The sequence below is a fragment of the Acidobacteriota bacterium genome (assembly GCA_016716905.1).
In the GTDB taxonomy this organism is placed as follows: domain Bacteria; phylum Acidobacteriota; class Vicinamibacteria; order Vicinamibacterales; family SCN-69-37; genus SYFT01.
On record JADJUS010000003.1, the window covers coordinates 364,591 to 386,294 of the forward strand.

Consider the following 21,704-nt stretch of genomic DNA (forward strand, 5'->3'; position numbering starts at 1 on the left):
GATGCGTCGATATGTGTTTGCGTGTGTGTTTGTGGCCCTGGTGTCGGCGCCGCTCAGCGCGGAGCTGAAGTTCACCAGCAAGATGACCGCGAAGGCTGTGGCGGGGGCGCCGGCCGGCAACGACATGATGGCCGCGATGGTCGGCCCGATGTTGCTGCAGATGTACGGCGGAGCAGAGGGCGTGGAGATGACCGTCACGATTCACGAAGACGGGCGGATGCGCACCGACTACGCGGCGTCGTTTGTGGGGATGCCTGCCGGCGCCGTCGTCCTGATGCGCGCCGATGGGACGGCCGTGGGGTACGACGCCGCGGCGAAAACCTGGTGGAAGATGACGGACCCCGGAACCAACCCCGAGATGACCGCCATGATGGCCCAGATGAAACCCGACGTGACCACCAAGAAGACCGGCGAGTTTGCGACCGTGGCCGGCCTGAAGGCCGAACGCGTGACCATGGTCATGGTCATGCCCATCCCGATGCCGCCTGGCGCCGAAAACTTGCCTGCCGAGGTCATGGCCATGATTCCGAAGGAAATCAGGATGGAGGGCGACATGTGGCAGGCCCCTGTGTACGGCAAGTACACCAAGGGCATGGCCAAGGCGCTTTCGCAGGGACCGATGGCAGCCATGGGTCTCGATAAGCTGATGGGAGACACCCAAGGATTCACCGTGCGCCAGGTCATGCGGATGAGCATGCTCGCCGGCTACGAAATGGAGACGATCGTGACGCGCGTGGCGGAGGAAGACGTGCCTGACACGGTGTTTGACCTGCCGACGGGCTTCAAGGAAATTCCGATGCCGACGTCGGTCATCAAGTAGACTTCCTGACCTGATGAGCGACTTGTCACGGCCACGCGCCTGGGCGCTGGTCACCGAGCACGTCCAGAGCGAGAGTTTGCGCAAGCACCTGCTGGCGGTGGAAGCGGCCGTGCGCGGCTATGCGCGCGCGGCAGGTGAGGACGAAGACGCCTGGGGATTCGTGGCTTTGGTTCACGACTTCGACTACGAGAAATACCCCGACCGCGAGAATCACCCCTACCGTGGTGTGGAGATCCTGCAGGGACTCGGTTACCCGGAGTGGGTGACACGCGCCATCCTGTCGCACGCCGACTATTCGGGCGTCACGCGCGAGTCGGCGCTCGAAAAGACGTTGTTCGCCTGTGACGAAATGGCCGGGTTCATCACCGCGGCGGCGCTCGTGCGTCCCTCCCGCAGCGTGCTTGATCTTGAAGCCAAATCGGTGATCAAGCGCATGAAGGACAAAGCCTTCGCGCGGGCCGTCCCGCGTGAGGACCTGGTGAAAGGCGCCGCCGAGATCGGGCTGCCGCTTGAAACCCACATCACAAACGTCATCGAGTTTCTGAAACCGCAGGCCGACGCGCTCGGGCTGCGCGGCACGTTATGATGCCCGCTGTCGAACTGACAGCGGTGCCTGTCCGTATACGACACTGACTCATGGCCGACACTCCACCAGCGGTGATCCTTGACCGCGTCACCGTTATTTACGGCAAGAACCGCGCGCTGCGGGATGTGAGCGCCGTGTTTCCGGCCGGCGCGGTCGGACTGCTGGGGCCAAACGGGGCCGGCAAAAGCACGATGCTCAAGGCGCTGCTGGGGTTCATCGAACCCACCAGCGGCCGACTCGAAGTGCTCGGGATGAACGTGGCCGAGAAGCCGCTCGAGGTGCGGGCGCGCCTGGGATACATGCCCGAGACCGACGGTCACATTCCCGGCATGAACGCGGTGACGTTTGTCGCCTACTGCGCACAACTGGCCGGGCTGCCCAAAGCCGACGCCATGCAGCGGGCCCACGAAACGCTGTTTTATGTCGGCCTGGGCGAGGCGCGTTATCGCAACCTCGAAACCTATTCCACAGGCATGAAGCAGCGCATCAAGCTGGCACAGGCGCTGGTGCACGACCCCGACCTGGTCTTCCTCGATGAGCCCACCAACGGCATGGACCCCAAGGGCCGCGAGGAGATGCTCGAACTGATTCGCGACATTGCCCACAACAAGGGGATCAACCTGATCCTGTCGTCGCACCTCCTCCCCGACGTGGAATACACCTGCGACCACGTGGTGGTGCTCGACAAGGGCACGGTGGCGACGTTCGGGCCGATCGAGGAACTCAAAGGCCCGTCGGGCCGCGTCTACGAAGTGCGCGTCAAAGGCGACCTCGCGCCCTTCATCGTCGCGCTTCATGCCGTCGGGATGGAATGCCGGGAGACTGACGAGGACGTGATGCGCGTCTTTGTGCCGGGCGCGCTCACACGCCCCGGCGGCGACCAACAGAATATCTGCGCCGTGGCGGGGCAGGTGCGCGTGCAGGTCCGGCACCTCAAGACCAGCCTGCCCACGCTTGAAGACGTGTTCGCGCGCGCGATAGGTGAACTATGAGTCCCATTCACGACCAGTCCTATCGCCGGTATGCGGGCACCCGTCTGCCTGTCGGGCGCAACTGGGGTGTGATCGCCAGTCACGGCATCCGGGCCATGGTCGAGAAGCGGCCATTTCTGGCGCTCATGCTCTTTGCCTGGATCCCCTTCATCGTCCGTCTGGTGCAGCTCTACATTGTGGCGAACTACCCACAGGCTGGCGCGATCATTTCCGTGAACCCTGCGATGTTCCGTGAGTTCCTGGACCAGCAGGGTGTGTTTGTCTTCTTCACCACCATCTATGTTGGCGCGGGACTCATCGCCGCCGACCGGCGCGCCAACGCCCTGCAGATCTACCTGTCGAAGCCACTGCTGCGCATGGAGTACATCGGCGGGAAGTTGCTGGTGCTGGTCTCGTTCCTGCTGGCTGTCACGCTGCTTCCGGCGCTGCTGCTGATCCTGATGCAAGTGGCGTTCTCAGGCACGCTGGAGTTCGTCCGCAACAACTTCTTCGTCATTCCCGCCGTGGTGCTCGCGTGCTTCGTGCAGGTCATCGTGGCGTCGTTCACCATGCTGGCGCTCTCGTCGCTCTCGAAGAGCACCCGGTATGTGTCGCTGCTTTACACCGGCGCCATCTTCTTTACCGAGGCGCTGTTCAACACACTGCGCATGATCACCGGCTCCACGCGCGTCGCCTGGATCTCCATCACGGCCAACCTGCAGCAGGTCATCGATGCCATGTTCAGGATGCCGGCGAGATATGAAACACCGGTGCTGGTGTCTGCCCTTGTGCTGCTCGCCCTCGTGGCGGTGTCGGTCTCCGTCCTCGAACGGCGGGTGAAAGGCGTCGAGGTGGTCTCGTGAGCGCGCCCATTGTGGCCGCCGACCACCTCTCGAAGTGGTACGGCCAGGTCATCGGCCTCAACGACGTCACCGTATCGGTGCCTCCGGGCATCACCGGTCTTCTTGGTCCCAACGGCGCCGGCAAGAGCACGTTCATGAAGCTCATCACCGGCCAGCTTCGCCCCAGCAAGGGTGAAGTGACCGTGTTGGGTGAACCGATCTGGAAGAACCCGAAGCTCTACTTCCGCGTCGGGTTTTGTCCTGAGCAGGACGCCTTCTACGAGCGCATGACGGGCCTCGAATGGGTCAGCGCGTTGGTGCGCTTGAACGGATATTCAGAAAAAGAAGCCGGTCAGGCGGCCGAGGCGGCGCTCACCAGCGTGGACTTGATGGAGGCCGCCAACAAGAAGATTGGCGCGTACAGCAAGGGCATGCGGCAGCGCGTCAAGCTCGCGCAGGCCATTGTGCACGACCCGGAAATGCTCATCCTCGACGAACCGCTGTCGGGCATGGATCCGCTGGCCCGGCGCAGAACGATGAAGATGATCCGGGAGTGGGCGCGTCAAGGGAAGAGTGTCCTGGTATCGAGTCACATCCTCCATGAAGTGGAGTCGATGACGTCGAACATCCTGCTCATCAACAACGGGCGCATCCTGGCCGAGGGCAACGTCCACCAGATTCGCGATCTCATCGACACACATCCGCATACGGTGTACGTGAAGGCCGCAGACCCGCGAGGCCTGGCGCGCGAGTTCCTGTCGCGCGCCGATGTGATCAGCATGCGGTTCGAGCCAGGCGCGGTGATTGTGGAAACCGGAAAACCCGACGAGTTCTACAGCCGGCTCACGGAGCTGGTGGCCGAGGGCGCCTGTGGCGCCGTCGAGGAAGTCTCGTCGCCTGACGACAACCTCCAGGCCGTCTTCAAGTATCTGGTGAAGCAGTGAGCGTCCCCATGCAGACAGCCCCTCCTCGTCAGGCACCTGGCTTTGTATCGGCGTCACTGCGCGTGTTCGAACTGTCGCTGGGCGAGATGTTGTGGTCGCGCCGCACCATCTTCATGGGGCTCGTGGTGGGCCTTCCCGTGGTGCTGGCGCTGGTCGTTCGCTTGTTCGATCTGGCCGGGGTCAGCGGGGTCAGAGTCAACAACATGGCCGTGGATGGCCCGGCGGTGTTTGGCCTGATCATCTGGGCGTTCTTTGTGCGGTTCAGCATTCCCGTGCTCGGCGTGTTTTACGGCACGTCCCTCATCGCCGACGAAGTGGAAGACAAGACCATCACGTACCTGTTTTCGCGGCCCATCTCGCGGCAAGCGGTGTTGTACGGCAAGTACCTGGCCTACCTGGTCTGCACCGTGATGGTGGTGCTGCCCTCCATCGTGCTGGTGTGGCTGCTGGTCATTCCGATGGGCGGAAGCCTGGGCGGCAATTTCATCGACCTGGTCAAAGACCTGGCCATCGTCGCGACGGGCCTGGCGGTGTATGGGGCGGTGTTTGCCTTTATTGGCGCCAAGTTCAAGCGCCCCCTGCTGGTGGGCCTGGTGTTTGTGTTCGGCTGGGAGCCGGTGGTGCTGGCGCTGCCCGGCTATATGAAGCAGTTCTCGGTGGCGTACTACCTGCAGGGTTTTGTGCCGCACGCGATGCCGAACGACTCATTTGCCAGTCTGGTTCAGTCCATCTTCCGCGAGACGCCCGCCCTGGGCACGAGCCTGGTCACTTTGGGGCTGATCGAGGTGGTATTCTTGTATTTTGCGGCCAGAATCGTGGCAAATCGGGAGTACGTGCTGGAACAGTAGGTCACCAGACCCCGTATTGGTGCTTAGAGGTATCGCCGATGAACAAGCGCACTCGCTATTTTGTGGTTGGTTCGGTCGCCATTGTCGCCGTGGGCCTGTGCACGGGGCTGGTGGCGTTCTACAACGGGGGCATGACCCTGATGTCGGCGGCGCAGGGCCCCAGCGAACTGGCGTACCTGCCGGCGAACGCCACTGCCGTGGCCTACGCCAACGTTCGCGACGTGATGAATTCGGAGTTCCGCCAGAAGCTCAATCAGGCGATTCCGACCGGCGAAGGCCGTGACGAATTCCTCAAAGAGACCGGCATCGATATCGAGCGCGACATCGACACGGTAGTGGCCAGCATGAGCGCCGCCGAAAAAGAAGCGGTCGTTCTGGTGCGCGGGCGATTCAACGAAGGACAGATTGAGTCGCTGCTTCGCCAGGGTACCGGCGACGTGGAGCAGTATCAGGGGATTCGCGTCGTCACGGGAGCGCCCAAGCCCCCCGCGATGATGGACGGCGCCGACGGCACGATGCCGCGCGATATCGCGAACCCAGGCGAACACACCATGTCAGTGGCGTTCCTTGAGACCGGGCTCCTGGCCATCGGCCAGACGGCCGCAGTCAAGCGCGCGATTGACTCCAAGGTGTCGGGCCAGAACGTCACCACCAACGGCGAACTGATGAAGTACGTCAACGACATCCGCGGCGGCCAGAGCGCATGGGCCGTGGGCCGCATGGACGCGATGAAACAGCAGGCCGAAATCCCCGAGCAGGTCCTGCAGCACATGCCGGCCGTGCAGTGGGTGGCGCTGACTACGCAGATCAACGGCGGCGTGACCGGTTCCATCCGTGCCGACACGCTGGACGATGCTGCGGCCGAGAACCTTCGCGATGTCATCCGTGGCGGGCTCGCCATGGGGCGTCTGGTGTCTGGCCAGGATCAGAAGTTCAAGATGTTGCTGGATTCGCTCCAGATGTCGGGCACGGGCAAGACGGTGGCGCTCACGTTCTCGGTCTCACCCGAGATGGTGGATGTGCTGGCCGGACTCGCGCAGCTCTCAGACATGCAGCCCAAGCCGGCGACCACGCCGGAGGCCGGGAAGATTCAGTAAGACCTTCAGCCGGAAGGCTGACGGGCCCGGGTGGTTCCTTCCAGGAATCGCCCGGGCCTTTTGTTTTTGGTAGACTCTGGCCACCCGTGAAAACCTGCGTGTTCTTTTATGGCACCCTCATGGCCGGTTTTGATCGCCGGCGCCGTGCCGGGATTGATGATCGGTTGACGTACCTCGGCCGAGGCTGGGTGAAGGGGAATCTGTACGATTTGGGCCTGTACCCGGCAGCGGTGCCGGCTGAGGGCGGCCGTATCTGGGGCGAACTGTACGAGACGGATGCCCCTGAACCGGTGCTTGCCGCACTCGACGCGCTCGAGGGGTATCACCATGGAGATCCCGACCGGTCGCTGTATCAGCGGCAGATGGTGGCGGTGACGCTTCCGCAGGGGGCCACCGTGGATTCCTGGGTGTACTTCTACAACGCGCCCATCGGCCAGGCCTCCCGCATCCCGTCGGGCGATTACCTGGAACACTTCAAGCACCGATAGCACCCAGCACACATCAGCAGCACCCAGCAGTTCCCCAGCGGTATGATCGGTGCTTATGTCTGTCGTCATCGTGGGCGCAGCCCGCACACCCATCGGCCGCTATGGCGGCACTCTTCGCCAAACCCATCCCGCTGATCTCGGTGCTCGCGCCGCGAAGGCCGCACTCGAGCGCGCCAACGTCCCACCGGGGGATGTTGACGAAGCTATGTTTGGCCACGGCCGACAGGCCGGCTCGGGACCGAACCCGGCCAGGCAGGTGTGCCAGCGCGCGGGCCTGCCGTTCACGGTGCCTGCTCAGACCATCAACCAGGCGTGCGCATCGGGGATGCAGACCGTCGCCCTTGGAGCGCAGGCGATCCTGCTGGGCCAGTCGCGCATCGTGCTGGCAGGCGGCATCGAGTCCATGAGCCGGATGCCGTACCTGGTGGATGCCGAAGACGCCCGGTGGGGTCACAAGATGGGGAACTTCACGCTGGTGGACGCCATGTATCGCGATGGCTTCCGCTGCTCGCTGTCGGGCCTCATCATGGGAGAGACTGCGGAGCTTCTGGCGCGCCAGTACGGCATCACGCGCGAGGAATCAGATGCGTTCGCGCTTGAGAGCCAGCGCAAAGCCGAAGCCGCGATCGGGGCGGGCCGTTTCAAGGACGAGATGACGTCGGCCCCCGGCCAGGACGCGAAGGGCAAGCCGGTGGAGCTTGAGGCGGACGAACATCCGCGTGCCGGCGTCACCCTCGAGATGCTTGGAAAACTGCCGCTGGTGTTTCCGACCGTGGAAGGGCAGACCGGCATCATTACCGCCGGCTCGTCATCGGGGATTACTGACGGAGGCGCAGCGGTGGTGCTGGCCCACGCAGACGAAGCGAAGCAGCGCGGCCTGAAGCCACTCGCCCGCATCGTCGGCTGGGCCACGGCAGGTGTTGACCCACGCATCATGGGCATCGGTCCCGTTCCCGCAGTCCGGCGCCTCTTCGCGCAGACGGGGCTGACCATGGATGATTTTGACCTGGTCGAGATCAACGAGGCCTTTGCGCCGCAAGTGCTGGCCGTGTTGAAAGACATGCCGGTTCCTGCCGACCGGCTCAACGTCAACGGCGGCGCCATCGCCCTCGGCCACCCCATCGGCGCCACCGGCACCCGCATCCTCGTCACGCTCCTCTACGAGATGATCCGCCGCGACGCCCGCCGGGGCCTCGCCACCCTCTGCGTCAGCGGCGGTCTGGGGATGGCGATGGCGATTGAGAGATAGCGGGGACGGGTGTCGCCCTGTGGAAAATTCGCGCCGGGAAACGACCTCTGAGGTCGTTATTTTCTTCAGAGGGGAAAAAATAACGACCTCAGAGGTCGTTTCCTCAAGGGCGAGTTTTCCACAGGGCGACACCCGTCCCCTTATAATTGCTAGGTCGTGAATATTGCAGTAATTGCGGGAGATGGGATTGGCAAGGATGTGACGGCTGAGGCCGTCAAGGTCCTGCGGGCTGTGAGTGAGGTGTCGGGCCGGTCGCTCGAGCTTGAGATGTTGCCGTGGAGCGCGGACCACTATCTGGCCACCGGCGTGACGCTCCCGCCGAACGGCTACGACATGCTGCGCGACGACTTCGATGCGATCCTGCTGGGCGCATTGGGCGATCCGCGCGTTGCCGACAACCGCCACGCGCGCGACATCCTTCTGGGGACGCGCTTCGAACTCGACCTCTACGTCAACTACCGCCCGGTCAAGCTGCTCAACGACGCCCTCTGTCCGCTGAAAGACCGCGGCCGCAAGGACGTGAACTTCGTCGTGTTTCGCGAGAACACCGAAGGCGTGTACGTCAGCATCGGCGGCCGCTTCAAGGCGGGGACCGACGATGAGGTGGCGATTCAGGAAGAGATCAACACGTTCAAGGGTGTGAACCGGATCATCCGGCACGCGTTTGAGTTTGCGGCCGCGCAGGGATTGACCAAGGTCTGCATGGCCGACAAGAGCAACGCCATGCAGCAGGGCCACGCGCTCTGGCAGCGCGTGTTCAAGCAAGTCGCGTCCGAGTATCCCGCGATCAAGGCCAGCCATATGTACATCGATGCGCTGGCGATGTTTCTGGTGAAGGACCCCGGCCAGTTCGAGGTGGTCGTCACCAACAACCTCTTTGGCGACATCGTGACCGACATCGGCGGTGCACTGCAGGGTGGGTTGGGCATGGCAGCGTCGGGCAACATTCATCCTGGCCGAACGTCCCTGTTTGAACCCGTGCACGGTTCCGCGCCTCCGCTCGCCGGCAAGAACATCGCGAATCCGATGGGGGCGATCCTGTCGTCGGCGCTGATGCTCGAGACTCTCGGCTGGTCCGAAGAGGCCCGCCGCATCGAGGCCGCCGTTGAGGCTGCGGTCGTCGCCGGCGAAACAACAACGGACATCGGCGGATCGCGGGGCACCTCGCAAGTGGGGGACTGGATCACTGGGGAACTTAGGAACTTAGGAACTTAGGAACTTAGGAAATTAGGAAATTAGGAACTGGGGAACTGGGTAGACATTTCGTAGCGCGGCCTGCACCTCAAGGCCGCGGGTTTTGATTAGGGATGGGAACTTATGACTGACGTATTGATTCTTGGCGGGGCGCGGACCCCGATGACTGATTACACGGGCTCGCTGAAAGACATTTCGGCTCTGGAACTGGGCGCGATTGCGGCGCGCGGCGCGTTTGAGAAAACCGGCGTCAAGCCGGAGTGGATTGAGCACGCGGTGGTCGGCAACGTGCTGCAGACCAGTAGTGATGCGATCTACGGCGCGCGCCACGTGGCGCTCAAGGCGGGTGTGCCCATCGAGGTGCCGGCGCTGACGGTCAACCGTCTGTGCGGGTCGGGCATCCAGGCTGCGGTGAGCGGCGCCCAATTGATTCAGCTTGGCGAGGCCGGCATGGTGCTGACGGGTGGCATCGAGAGCATGAGTCAGGCGCCCCACATCATGCGCGGATTGCGCACGGGACTTCGCCTCGGACAGGGCAAGCTTGAGGACTACCTCTACGAAGCGCTGCTCGATCCCTACTGCGGCCTCTTCATGGCTCAGACGGCCGAGAAGTGCGCGTCAAAGTACGGCATCAGCCGCGAGGATCAGGACGCGTACGCGATCCGGAGCCAGAAGGCCGCCGCGGCCGCCTGGGCCGAAGGGCGTTTCGCCGCTGAGATCACTCCAGTGGAGATCAAGTCGCGCAAGGGCGTGACCGTGATCGACAAAGACGATCATCTGCGGCCCGACACCACAATGGAGGGCCTCGCCAAACTGCCGGCGGCGTTCTCGAAGGAAGGCACGGTCACGGCCGGCAATGCGAGCGGCATCGTGGACGGCGGCGCCGCGCTCATCCTGTCGTCCGAAGCCGCGGCGAAAGACAAGGGACTGACGCCGTTGGGGCGTCTCGTGGCGTGGGCCAGCGTGGGTGTGGACCCGTCGTACATGGGCATGGGCCCCGTGCCTGCCACACACAAGGCGCTCGCGCGCGCCGGCATGACACTGGATCAGATCGACCTCATCGAAGTGAATGAGGCGTTTGCCGGTCAGTATCTCGCCGTGGAAAAAGACCTTGGTCTGGACCGCAACAAGACCAACGTCAACGGCGGCGCTATTGCGCTCGGCCATCCGCTGGGAATGACCGGCACGCGCCTGCTGCTGACGCTCACGCTCGAACTGGGCCGTCAGGGCAAGAAATACGGCCTCGCTACCGCCTGCATCGGCGGCGGACAGGGGATTGCGGCAATTGTGGAAAGATTTTAGGAAGTCGGGAGTAGAGTGATGGCGATCAAGACAGTTGGCGTGTTGGGTTGCGGTTTGATGGGTGGCGGCATTGCGCAGGTGTCGGCGGCCGCCGGGTTCAAGACCATCGTGCGCGAAGTGAATCAGGCTGCGCTCGACAAGGGCATGGCGCGGATCAAGAAGTTTCTGGATGGGGGCGTTGAGAAGGGCAAGATGACCGCCGAGCAGCGCGACGCCGTGCTGGGCAACCTCTCGGGCACCACCGACTTCGCGGCCATGAAAGACTGCGACCTCATCATCGAGGCCATCATCGAAAACGTTGACGTGAAGACGGAAGCCTTCAAGGCGCTTGAGCAGGTGGTGGGCGCGCACACGATCTTCGCGTCGAACACCTCCTCGCTGTGCATCATGGAACTGGCGGCCAGGACGAGCCGTCCTGACAGGTTCGGCGGCCTGCACTTCTTCAACCCGGTGCCGCTGATGAAACTGGTGGAGGTCATTCGCGCCCTCACCACGTCGGACGACACCTACAAGACCCTGTTTGATTTCGCGGTGGCGATTGGCAAGGAACCGGTCACGGCGCCCGACAAGTCGGGCTTCATCGTGAACCGCCTGCTGGTGCCGTATCTGCTGGATGCGATTCGCTGCTACGAACGCGGGCTGGGCACCAAGGAAGATATCGACAACGCGATGAAACTCGGATGCGGCTACCCAATGGGACCGCTCACGCTGCTCGACTTCGTGGGCCTCGACACCACGTACTACATCGCGAACATCATGTTCGATGAGTACAAGGACCCGATGTTCGCCGCGCCGCCGCTGCTCAAGCGCATGGTGCTGGCCGGCAAACACGGCCGCAAGTCAGGCGAAGGCTTCTATAAGTACTGACGCTGCGATTGAGGATTGAGGATTGAGCGATTGAGGATCGGGATTTTGATGGCGGATTTTAGGATTCTTGATCGGGATTGACGGATTGACGGATTGACGGATTTGGGAATCGTCCGATTGATCGATTGACGAGATTGGGGACCCCGGGACTTCGGGACCCCAGGACCCCGAACTCTGGACCCTGGACTCTGGACCCTGGACTTGTATGGAAGAGCTTGTTCGCGAACTGCTGAGCCAGTTGGGTGAAGACCCGGCGCGTGATGGACTGCGGGAGACGCCGCGGCGGGTGGCGAAGTCTCTTCGGTTCCTGACCAGCGGCTACAAGGTGGATCTGTCCACGATCGTCAATAACGCGCTCTTTGACGTCGAGTACAGCGAGATGGTCATCGTCCGCGACATCGACTTTTACAGTTTGTGCGAGCACCACCTGCTGCCGTTTTTCGGCAAGTGCCACGTCGCGTACCTGCCGTCGAAGAAGGTGATCGGTCTCTCGAAACTACCCAGGATCGTCGACATGTTCGCCCGCCGCCTCCAGGTGCAGGAGCGATTGACGATGCAGGTGGCTGAGACGATTGCGGAAGTCACGCAGCCGCTGGGTGTGGCGGTGGTGATGGAGGCCACGCACTTGTGCATGGCCATGCGCGGCGTGGAGAAACAGAACTCCGTCACGGTCACGAGTGCGATGCTGGGTGTGTTCCGCGAAGATGCCCGCACACGCAGCGAGTTCCTTGAGCTGATCCGCCACCGCGGCAAGATCGCCGGCGAGTAGTCCCGCCCTCTCCGTTCGTCAACAGGCCTTCACCATGAAGGTCCATGAAGATCCATGAAGTCTGATGAACCGATGTCACGCAGTCAGAAGCGCGTGGTTGGGGGCCCGGCTACGCCGGGGCCGCGGGATCGGAGGGAAGTCGCAAACGAACGCAGGCGAAAACCAAACGACCTCTGAGGTAATTTCCGGAAACTGCCGGCGGTAATTACCTCAGGGGTCGTTTTGCGCCGTGCCTGCGTTCGTTTGTGACTTCCCTCCGATTCCGCGTGCCGCCGAAGGCGGCACCCAACCGCGCGCCTTCATGGAGCTTCATGCGCTTCATGGTGGAAGTCCTGGCTCTACTCCCGGTCCATGAATTTTTTCCACGCGGCCACCTGATCGGCGGCGGGGCCGCCGGCCTTGTCGTACAGGGCCGCGTAGCGGTTGAAGCGATCGCGGTCGGCGGCCACTGACTCCACCGTGGCATTCAGAGAGCGGGTCTCAAACAACATCCGCAAGGCGAGCAGCAGGCGTTCGTGGTCGTCGGGATGGCGCTCCACGAACGGGCCCAGAGTGCGTACGGCTTCGGCCGGCTGGCCCGAGAGCGCCTGCGCAGTGCCGAGGCGCACGAGAAAGTCCTCGCTCTGGGGCCACAGGCGCGCCGCGTCCGCGAGTACCTCGAGCGCGAGCCGGACATCGCGCGAGCGCAGAAGCGCATCGATGAGCGTCGTGTAGATCCAGGGGGCGCGCACATCGGCGATGAGGCCGCTGCGCCAGGCGATTGCCGCTTCGCGGTCGCGGCCGGCGGAGGCGTAACACGCGCCCAGGTAGTACGCGGCCGGCAGGAAGTCGGGGGCGGCGGCGAGTGACGCCGCAAAGTCCTGCGACGCGCGGTCGAGTTCGCCGCGCGCCAATGCCGCCAGTCCCGTGAAGAACGGCGCCGCGTAGTGCGAGACGCCTGCGCGTTCCACCACGGCCTGCGCGGCATCGAAGCGGCCGGCGCGTGAGAGGCCCAGCGCAGGCACCAGCGCCTCGGGCAACGGGGGAAGGCCGGCGGGTTGCAGTCGATCGAGGAAGAAGCCGACGGCCGGACGCGACAGGATCTCGGCGCGGTTGAAGGCGTCGATGCGCGCCGAAAACGTTGCGGCCGGCGGAGCAGGCGAGGAGGGCCGCGTGTTGCCCCTGGCGAGAGTGAAGGGCCGCACCACGGTGCCAATCGGTCGGCCGCTGGAGGCCAGTACGAGGCGCGCGACGTACTCGCCATCTGGCAGCAGCGCCACCGGTACCCCAGCTTCAACCGTCCGCTGTCCCTGAATTTCAGACCCAATGAGGCGCATCGGCGCGCTCTCAAGGGCGCGGCCGGCCTCATCGCGCGCCACTTCGAGCGTCACGGATGCATTCTGCAACTGCGGTTCGGCCGCCGAGTACAGTTCCGCGTACGCGACGAGGGTGTTGGTGGTGACGCGGCCGTTGACGACGGGAGACACCACTCGCCCTGCCGCAGGGGGTTCCGCCAGCATCACGTCGCTCAGTCGCAGTTGCCCGACGGACGTGACGCGTGCCTCGAAGCTGTGTTCCACCGTCGCCCGACGGCCTTCGTCATCAACGGCCGCCACCGTAAGGCTGTACACGCCGGGATCGAGCAGCACCGCGCCGGCAAACGTCTGGGGCTGGCCTGCGGCGGCGGGGGTGGAGAGAGCGATGCGTTGCTCGTCCTGAATGGACACGACTCGGCCGGTGGTATCGGTCACGAACCAGGCGAGCGAGAAGTCGCCTTCCCGGTTGAACGCACGGTCCATCGTCACGGCCACGAGCACTTTGACGCGGCCCGTCGCGACGTCCTGATAGTGATACGTCGTGGCGTTGATGGTGAAGTCCGTGAGTCCGAGGGGCGACTTCAGTGCCTCCACCAGATGATCCGCCCTGGTGCGGGGCCGTTCGGCTTCCACAGAAAATTCGCGCCGCGCACGCAGGCGCACGTCCTTGCGCGACGTTTTCACATCGATGCGGTGCGGGCGGCCGTCGCGGTCACCGGGCAGCGGCGCGAAGCTCAGCAGGTAATAGCCCGACAATTCGAGGTCGAGGCGCGAGAACACTGCCCCGGCATTCACGGCGACCGGGAAGACGCTGCCGCGAGCCTCGCCGACGAGCCGGTCAAGGCCGTCCTTCATCAAGTCGCGATCCGCACCGCGCGTGGGGGAGATGCGGGAACTCCCGGCATCAAACACATCGTTGCTGAGACGCAGCGCGTACAGCGTGGCTTGTGCTCGAGCCGCCTGGGGACCCACCCATGCCACTTCGCTCCCCGCGTCGCGGTCCAGGACCAGACCTTCGGTGACCATGACCACGGTCTTGGAATCCGGCGTCGCGGCGAGATGGTCGAACAGACCCCGCAGTGACGTGAGGCTCCGCGTGGTGCGGGCCCGCGTGGCGGAGAAGACCTGGCGCGCCTCGGCTTCCACCATGCGCCGGCAGGTGGTCAGCGACGCCGCAGTGTTTTCGCCGGCGCACTCCCGCTCGAATACGGCCTCGAGCAACGAGCCGGGGACGACACCGGTCGGCGAATCCACGCTCGGCGGGCGGTCCAGAATTTCGTAGGCTTCGGCGATGCCCACCCGCGAAGAGGAGTCCGAGTCGAGCGTCTGACCCGAGGCGCGTTCGAGCAGGCGCAGGACCAGCGCATGGTTGCTGGTGAATCCGGTGACCGGTCCCGTGCCAGGGATCAGGTACAGCGCGATGCGGTCCGCCCTGTCGAGGCGCCGCACAAACTCGGCCGCGGCCGCGAACGCCGCCTTGGCGCCGCCCCGCGCGATGTGAGCCTCGTCGATCACGAGGGCGATCAGTCTGCCCGGGCGTTGCCCGGCGTTTGTGCTGAACGTGGCCCGGTCGGGCGGCGCGTCTCCGAGCCGTTCGGTGGAGATGTAGCTGGCCGAGGCCACCGCCCGCGGTTTGCCATCCACGGTCAGGGTGAAGTCGGCGGCGGTCAGGTCGTTCACGGGGCGGCCATTCCGGTCCACCACGCTGACGTCCACGGGCACGAGGTCCACCCCGGTCTTGAAGGTGGAGGTGGGCTGCTGAGCCGTCAGGCCTGCCGAGGCCGCCAGGCAGCACGCGAGGATGGCTGGGCGCATGCCTGGATTGTCCGCCAGAAGTCATTTTGGGACGAAACACATTTGTACGCTTTCCACCGCACAACGGGATGACGCGGGTGTAACATTCCCCAACCACGTGGGGCGGCATTTTCGTCCCTGTTTCCCGTCATTCGTCCCACGAGGCATTTGAGGAGGACAGCACATATGCGTAAGGCATCACTCGTAGGGGCGTTGCTGGCGTTTGCCCTGGCATGGACAGCGCCCGTAGCCGCTCAGGAGTTGAGAGGTTCGATCGAAGGCACAGTCAAAGACACGTCAGGCGGCGTACTGCCGGGCGTGACCGTCGAGGCCAAGCACCTCGCGACGAACAGCACACAGATGGCGGTCACCGACGCGAGCGGCATGTACCGTTTTCCGTCGCTGATCACCGGCAAATACGTGGTGACGGCCACCTTGTCGGGTTTCAACTCTTCCAAGATGGAAAACGTTGAGATCAACCTGGGCCTGCACCTGAAAGTTGACCTGGCCATGTCGATCTCGGGCGTGGCCGAGACGGTTCAGGTGACGGGTGAATCCCCGATCGTGGACGTCAAGCAGAACTCCGTGACGGCGACGATTTCGAAGGACATCATCGCGCTGCTTCCGACCGGCCGCAACTTCCTTGACGCCATCACCGGTGTGGCCGGCACGGGCCAGGAAAGCCGCGGCGGCGGTTTGATGATTGACGGCGCGGGCGCGTCCGAAGTGCGTTATATGGTCGACGGTCTCGACACGACCAACCTCCGCACGGGTGTCGCGGCGGTCAGCGTCATCACCGACTTCATCGAACAGATTCAGGTGAAGCAGTCCGGCTACAACGCCGAGTTCCGCGCGGCCACCGGCGGCGTCGTCTCGGCCGTCACCAAGAGCGGCACCAACGTGTATCACGGCACGGTCGGCGGCTACCTGAGCGGTCGGCGCCTGCGGCGGCTGGCGGGTGAGCCCCGTCCCACCCTGCGGCTCATGCCGAGCGATCAGACCAAGGCCGAGTACTTCACCACGCCCCGTCTGAATGAATCCGAGCGCATCGAACAGGTCTACGACATCGGCGGCCCGATCTTCCGCAACAAGACCTGGTTCTGGTTCGGGTACAACGACGTGGTCAACAACACCGACCGCACGGTGACCTGGACGAATAACCGCGGCTTCGCGCCGACGCAGTCGTTCAATTCAAAGACGACGAGCAAGACGTTCCAGTACAACGTGACGCACCAGTTGACCAACTCGATGCGGGTGCGCCTGACGGGCGCGAACTCACCCAGCACCGGCGGCCTGACGTTGCCAGTCATCGATGCCACCAACGGCACGAGCTCTTCCAACGCGACGAGCTTCAATCCGCGTCCCACGGTGTACACCAAGTCGTTCAACAACTCGTACACGGCCTCGTTTGACTGGGTGGCCAACAACCGGATGTACGCCAACCTGACCGGTGGTTACCTCGGCTACGGCAGCGGTTCGGCCGGCGGCGATTACTTCCGTGGCACGGGCCGGTCGTTCGGCTCCACCAACGTTGGCCTGCTTGATGTCCCCGCTTCGTTGCAGCAGCTCTCTGGGTTCAGCGAGAATCCATCGAACAGCTTCACCAAGTATGACAACTACAGCCGCTTCACGCTGAATTCGGACCTCACGATGTTCCGCGACTGGAAGGGCGAACACGCCTTCAAGTTCGGCGTGCAGCTCGAGCGCATCTCCAATGAAGTCAGCTCCGGCGCGCAGCACCCGAACATCTCCTTCAGCTGGGACAGCTCAAGAGCGACGTTGTCCAACACGCTGGTCCGTGGCAAGTACGGCTATTACACGGTGCAGCGCATCTACACGGACGGCGACATCAAGTCCAACAACCTGGGCTTCTTCCTGCAGGACCAGTGGACGATCAACGGCAAGCTGACCGTCAACTACGGCGTGCGGGCCGAGCACACGGACATCCCGTCCTACCAGCCCCAGAACCCCGGCATCACGTTCGGGTGGGGAGACAAGATCGCGCCACGCCTCGGCTTTGCCTACGATGTCAAGGGCGACAGCAAGTGGAAGGTCTACGGCTCGTGGGGCACGTTCTACGACATCGAGAAGCTCGACATGCCGCGCGGCGCATGGGGTGCGGATCGATGGATTGCCTACTACTGGACGCTCGACGACTACAACTGGAACACCATTGATTGCGATGGCACGCCCGGCAGCGGCTGCCGCGGCACGTTCATCGAGCAGGTGGACTTCCGGCACGTGTCCAACGACCCGAAGGACAACCTGGTGGATCCAAACCTCAAGCCGGTCAAGACGCAGGAACTGACGGTCGGCGTGGATCACGAACTGGGCCGGCTGATGTCCGTGGGCGTCCGTTATGCCCACAAGTGGCTGAACGAGACGATCGAAGACGTCGGCGTGCAGGTGCCCGGCGTGGGCGAGGTCTACTACATCGCCAACCCCGGCAAGGGCTTCGGCGAATACCCCCTTGGCACGGCCTACCCGGCCACGCCGCGGCCGCAGCGCAAGTACGACGGCGTGGACTTCTCCTTCAAACGGCGTCTGGCGAACAACTGGTTCCTCAACGCCAACGTGTTGATCAGCCGCACCTACGGCAACTACGCCGGCCTGACCAACTCGGATGAGAACGGCCGCAACAGCCCGAACGTCAACCGCTCCTTCGACGGCCTCTACATGGCCTTTGACCAGACGGGCAAGGCCCTCTACGGCCGTTTGCAGAGCGATCGGCCCGTGCAGTTCAAGGCGCAGGGCGCATACGTCATGCCCTGGGGCACGCAGATGGGCGTGAACTTCGTCGCCTTCTCGGGCCTGCTCAACACGACGTCGGTCACCTACAAGGGCGTGCCGGTGTTTGTGTATGGCCGCGGCGACCTCGGACGGTCGCCGGTCTACACGCAGACGGACCTGAACTTCACCCAGAGCTTCAGCCTGCCTCGCAGCATGCGGCTCAACGTGCAGTTCAACATCGACAACCTGTTCGACCAGATGACCGAGACGGGCAGGCCGTGGCCGCGTATCGCGACGCGCTGGTGCTGGCGAGCGACACGGCGTTCTTCGCCGGGTTCGACACGGTCGCCAAGATGGCGACGCAGGAGCCCGGTCGGCCGGCCCAACGCCACCTACAACCAGGCGTCCGCTTTCCAGGGGGCGCGGTCGGCGCGTCTCTCCCTTAAGCTGACGTTCTAGGAACGAGCGACGTACGTATCTGGACGGGTGGTGGGCTTGCCCACCGCCCGTTTTTTTTGTAATGGGGAAATGGCCGAAATGTCCGAAATGGCGAAATGTTCGGACTGGCGTCTATACTCAAACAATGGTCAAAGTGTTCGGCGGAGTTGTCGCGATCGCGGCACTGGCTTGGCTGCCGCTGCCTGACGTCACCACCGCATTTTCCTGCGCCACCGACCTTGGCGTCGGACTCAAGAGCCGCAGGAAGTTCTGCGACGTGGTGGTCAGCACAAGTGCCAGGGACGGCGTCATGATGACCGTCCCGCCGCACACAGGCACGACCACCCTTATGTTCGATCTTCACAACCGGTACACGCCGCCTCCAGCGGGTGCCGCCGGTCCCCAGATGTACGCCAAGCACACGGCCGTGGTGGCCGTGCTCGATCAGGCCGGCACCGAGATCTCGAAGGCCGCCGTGTCGCGCGAGCTGCGGACTGAAGTCGACATTTTCGACCGCGTGGCAGGCGGCATTGGCCCCGGAGGCGCGATCGCTGTCGTGCCGGGGCGTGCCGAGTCGATCACACTGCAACTGGCCGAGTCAGTGACCGCGATCGCGGTGGTCGGCGTCAGCCTGGAAATCACGTCGCTCGGTGAGCAGGGCGTGTTCAAGTCCTCGGGTCGTCCGGTGGCTGTTGGGAGTAATTTCCGCATTGAGTACACCCGCAAGTAACGTCCTCGACCTCATCATCATCGGCGCCGGCCCCGCGGGCCTGGCGGCGGCCATTGCCGCAGGGCAGCGAGGCCTCACGCACGTCGTGCTCGAGAAAGGCGCGCTGGTCAACTCGCTGGTGCACTACCCGCCGGCCATGGTGTTTTTCACCACGCCCGAACTGATGGAGATCGGCGGGCTCCCGTTTGTGAGCCCTCACGAAAAGCCCACGCGGCAGGAAGCGCTGCGGTACTACCGCCGCGTGACCGACACCTACAAGCTCGACGTGCGTTTTGAGGAACCCGTCACGGGACTGACCCGCGACGGCGACGGGCTGTTCGCCGTGACGTCCCGCACCCGCCATCATGGCGAGGTGGTCCGCCAGGCGCGGTTCGTTGTGCTCGCCACCGGCGCCTATGACATTCCTAACCCACTCGGAGTGCCTGGCGAGGACTTGCCACACGTCTCGCACTTCTTCCGCGAGCCGCACGCCGGATTCCGCCGCGAGGTGGTCGTGGTCGGCGGCAAGAACTCGGCGGCCGAAGCGGCGCTTGAGTTGTACCGCGCCGGCGCGCGCGTCACGATCGTCCATCGTGGAGAGGGTATGGGCGATTCGATCAAGTACTGGGTCAAGCCGGACATCGACAATCGCATCAAGGAAGGCTCCATCCGCGCCCACTTCTCGTCGTCTGTAACGGAAATCACCGCCGAGCACGTCGTCGTGTCCGGGCCGGCTGGCCGCCAGCAGATCCCGGCGGATCAGGTGTATCTGATGACCGGCTATCGCGCGGACACCGCGTTGCTGCGGTCAGTTGGCGCGGCCGTGGACGAGCCCATCTACGCCCCGGTGTTTGACGAAGCGACGTTCGAGACGACGGTGCCGAACCTCTTCGTGATCGGCGCCTGCGTCGCCGGCAAACAAAGCGGCAAGATCTTCATCGAAAACGGACGATTCCACGGCGAGGCGGTTGTGCAGACCATCGCCCGGCGGGTGAGCGCCGGGACGGCAGGAAAAATTGAGGGTTGAGGATTGAGCGATTGAGGATCGGGATGGAACGGATCGCTGATGTGGGATTGATGATGGGAATTGTCCGGGATTGCGCGATCGCTCGATTGTGGGATTGAGGGATCTCGCGATTGCGGGATGGTGATTGCGGGATTGCCCATCGCGCCATCAGCGATCAGCGATCACGGCCTATTCGCAATCCGGGGATGGGGGGGGGGGGGGGGGGGGGGGGGGGGGGGGGGGGGGGGGGGGGGGGGGGGGGGGGGGGGGGGGGCTCTCACGGAAAGGGTGCTGATTGCGGATGGCCTGTCGCGCCGCATCACCTGTCAATCCGCCAGTCCCATCCTCAATCCTCCTATCCAATCCCGCAATCGCGAAATCCCACCATTCCACCATCCAGCGATCGAGCAATCCAGGACAATTGCCATCGTCAATCCGAAGATCAGCAATCCGTTCCATCCCGATCCTCAATCGCTCCATCCTCAACTCTCAATGTGAGCGCCGCAGCGAGCGCGTCAGTGCACGTTACGGGTCTTTTTCGTCAGATAATCGTGCAACACGTACTGTCCTAACGTCTGCGGCGTCGTGAAATACGCCTTGCCGTGGCAGATGCGGGCCACGCGGCGAACGAACGCGACCAGGTCGTAGTCGCGCGCCAGCATGAAGGTGTTGATGAGGATGCCGGCGCGGCGGCACGCGGCCACCTCCGCGAACGTTTCGCGCAGTACATACGGGTCCAGGCCAAACGCGTTTTTGTAAATGCGGCCGTCGGGCAGGCTGATCGCTGACGGCTTGCCGTCGGTGATCATGATGATCTGCCGCATGTCCTTGCGCTGCCGTTCGAGAATGCGGCGAGCCAGGCGCAGGCCTTCGCGGGTGTTGGTGTAATACGGCCCCACCCGAACGCGGCCCAGGTGCGCGAGCGGCACCTCTTCAGCCGAGTCGTGAAAGAGGACGACGTTGAGTGAGTCGCCGGGGTACTGGTGCTTGATGAGGTTTGTCAGTGCCAGCGCCACGCGTTTGGCCGGCGTGAAACGGTCTTCGCCGTACAGCACCATGCTGTGGCTGCAGTCGAGCAGCAACACCGTGGCGCACGAACTTTGGTAGTCGCCCTGCGTCACCATCAGGTCTTCGTGATCGACATCCAGGCCGGCTCCGCGCCGCACGGCGTTGAGGATGGTGGCCGAGGCGTCGAGGTTCATCGTGTCGCCAAATTCGTACGGCCGCGGCGGTCCGCCAGCTTCGATGCCGGTGGACAGTTCGCGGGTATCGTGGCCGCCCACGCTGCTGCGGCCCATTGAACCGAGCAAGTCACGCAGAGCCCGGTAGCCGAGAAAGTCCAGTGCCTTGTCGGTGACCTCGAACCGCGCTTCGCCCTCCGGACTCGCGCCCGCACCAACCGAACCTGGTGCCTCCTGGCCCGACGGCGGCGTTCCGGTCGTGGATACGAACCCCTGATCGGTCAGTTGTTCAATGACCTTCTGCACCATCTCCTCAATCCTCGCCCGAGCGTCGTCGTCAGATGGCTCGCGCATCAGGCGTTGCAGCATCTCGTCGGACATGACGCCGCCATTGAGGAGCGCGTCGAGCACGGCGTCGTGCAGCGCCTGCATCGACTGGTCGCCCTCGCTCTGCGGATCCCACGGATTGTTGAAGCCGCTCGAAAGGAGCAGATCAGACAGGCGCGAGACGAGCGCCTCCATATCGAGGCCGTCGAGCAGTTCTTCGATGTACTTGGTGTAGCGGTATTTCATC

Annotated in this window: 18 protein-coding genes; 16 read left to right on the forward strand and 2 right to left on the reverse strand. The window is 63.8% G+C overall.

Annotation, left to right across the window (positions count from 1 at the left end; genetic code table 11):
* The first annotated feature begins 1 nt into the window (after nt 1).
* The 13 genes from IPL75_01900 to folE all read left to right on the forward strand — a co-directional run bounded on the left by IPL75_01900 (nt 2) and on the right by folE (nt 11,977).
* Nucleotides 2-820, forward strand: a complete 819-nt coding sequence (locus IPL75_01900) for a hypothetical protein (GenBank protein ID MBK9239021.1) — start codon at nt 2-4, stop codon at nt 818-820.
* Nucleotides 821-833: 13 nt separating this feature from the next.
* Nucleotides 834-1,406, forward strand: a complete 573-nt coding sequence (locus tag IPL75_01905; GenBank protein MBK9239022.1) for an HDIG domain-containing protein — start codon at nt 834-836, stop codon at nt 1,404-1,406.
* A 50-nt stretch (nt 1,407-1,456) separates the two neighbouring features.
* Nucleotides 1,457-2,398, forward strand: a complete 942-nt coding sequence (locus tag IPL75_01910) for an ABC transporter ATP-binding protein (protein ID MBK9239023.1) — start codon at nt 1,457-1,459, stop codon at nt 2,396-2,398.
* Nucleotides 2,395-3,240, forward strand: coding sequence for a hypothetical protein (locus tag IPL75_01915; protein MBK9239024.1), 846 nt, complete (start codon nt 2,395-2,397; stop codon nt 3,238-3,240). The genes IPL75_01910 and IPL75_01915 overlap by 4 nt, the downstream gene beginning before the upstream one ends.
* Before the next feature lie 8 nt (nt 3,241-3,248).
* The gene (locus tag IPL75_01920) at nt 3,249-4,163 is read left to right on the forward strand and encodes an ABC transporter ATP-binding protein (GenBank protein MBK9239025.1); all 915 of its coding nucleotides are present in this window, start codon (nt 3,249-3,251) and stop codon (nt 4,161-4,163) included.
* A gap of 8 nt (nt 4,164-4,171) precedes the next feature.
* Complete coding sequence (locus tag IPL75_01925) at nt 4,172-5,011, forward strand: ABC transporter permease subunit (protein MBK9239026.1); 840 nt, start codon at nt 4,172-4,174, stop codon at nt 5,009-5,011.
* A gap of 38 nt (nt 5,012-5,049) precedes the next feature.
* Nucleotides 5,050-6,108: a hypothetical protein gene (locus tag IPL75_01930; GenBank protein MBK9239027.1), complete on the forward strand. Its 1,059-nt coding sequence runs from the start codon at nt 5,050-5,052 to the stop codon at nt 6,106-6,108.
* A gap of 86 nt (nt 6,109-6,194) precedes the next feature.
* Complete coding sequence (locus IPL75_01935) at nt 6,195-6,596, forward strand: gamma-glutamylcyclotransferase (GenBank protein MBK9239028.1); 402 nt, start codon at nt 6,195-6,197, stop codon at nt 6,594-6,596.
* A gap of 55 nt (nt 6,597-6,651) precedes the next feature.
* Nucleotides 6,652-7,845 (forward strand): acetyl-CoA C-acetyltransferase, encoded by a 1,194-nt coding sequence (locus IPL75_01940; protein MBK9239029.1) that lies wholly within the window; start codon nt 6,652-6,654, stop codon nt 7,843-7,845.
* Nucleotides 7,846-8,001: 156 nt separating this feature from the next.
* Entirely contained in the window at nt 8,002-9,060 is a 1,059-nt protein-coding gene (locus tag IPL75_01945; GenBank protein MBK9239030.1) for an isocitrate/isopropylmalate dehydrogenase family protein, read from the forward strand.
* Between the two features lie 102 nt (nt 9,061-9,162).
* Entirely contained in the window at nt 9,163-10,341 is a 1,179-nt protein-coding gene (locus tag IPL75_01950; GenBank protein ID MBK9239031.1) for an acetyl-CoA C-acetyltransferase, read from the forward strand.
* Between the two features lie 18 nt (nt 10,342-10,359).
* Nucleotides 10,360-11,208 (forward strand): 3-hydroxybutyryl-CoA dehydrogenase, encoded by an 849-nt coding sequence (locus IPL75_01955; GenBank protein ID MBK9239032.1) that lies wholly within the window; start codon nt 10,360-10,362, stop codon nt 11,206-11,208.
* A 205-nt stretch (nt 11,209-11,413) separates the two neighbouring features.
* Nucleotides 11,414-11,977 (forward strand): GTP cyclohydrolase I FolE, encoded by a 564-nt coding sequence (folE, locus tag IPL75_01960; protein MBK9239033.1) that lies wholly within the window; start codon nt 11,414-11,416, stop codon nt 11,975-11,977.
* Nucleotides 11,978-12,315: 338 nt separating this feature from the next.
* Here folE and IPL75_01965 read toward each other — a convergent pair whose 3' ends face one another.
* Nucleotides 12,316-15,087 carry a VWA domain-containing protein gene (locus IPL75_01965; protein ID MBK9239034.1) on the reverse strand — a complete coding sequence of 924 codons (2,772 nt, stop codon included), beginning with the start codon at nt 15,085-15,087 and terminating at the stop codon, nt 12,316-12,318.
* A gap of 165 nt (nt 15,088-15,252) precedes the next feature.
* Between IPL75_01965 and IPL75_01970 the strand changes: the two genes are divergently transcribed.
* The 3 genes from IPL75_01970 (at nt 15,253) to ypdA (ending at nt 19,970) form a co-directional block, all read left to right on the forward strand.
* Nucleotides 15,253-18,255, forward strand: a complete 3,003-nt coding sequence (locus IPL75_01970) for a TonB-dependent receptor (GenBank protein MBK9239035.1) — start codon at nt 15,253-15,255, stop codon at nt 18,253-18,255.
* A gap of 124 nt (nt 18,256-18,379) precedes the next feature.
* A complete protein-coding gene (locus tag IPL75_01975; protein MBK9239036.1) occupies nt 18,380-18,964 on the forward strand; it encodes a hypothetical protein in 585 nt (194 codons plus the stop codon).
* On the forward strand, nt 18,936-19,970 hold the full coding sequence (ypdA, locus tag IPL75_01980; GenBank protein ID MBK9239037.1) for a YpdA family putative bacillithiol disulfide reductase: 1,035 nt from the start codon (nt 18,936-18,938) through the stop codon (nt 19,968-19,970). Before IPL75_01975 ends, ypdA begins: the two co-directional genes overlap by 29 nt.
* Nucleotides 19,971-20,464: 494 nt before the next feature.
* On the opposite strand, the gene IPL75_01985 is transcribed toward ypdA, so the two are convergent.
* Complete coding sequence (locus tag IPL75_01985; GenBank protein ID MBK9239038.1) at nt 20,465-21,703, reverse strand: VWA domain-containing protein; 1,239 nt, start codon at nt 21,701-21,703, stop codon at nt 20,465-20,467.
* Nucleotide 21,704: the final 1 nt, after the last annotated feature.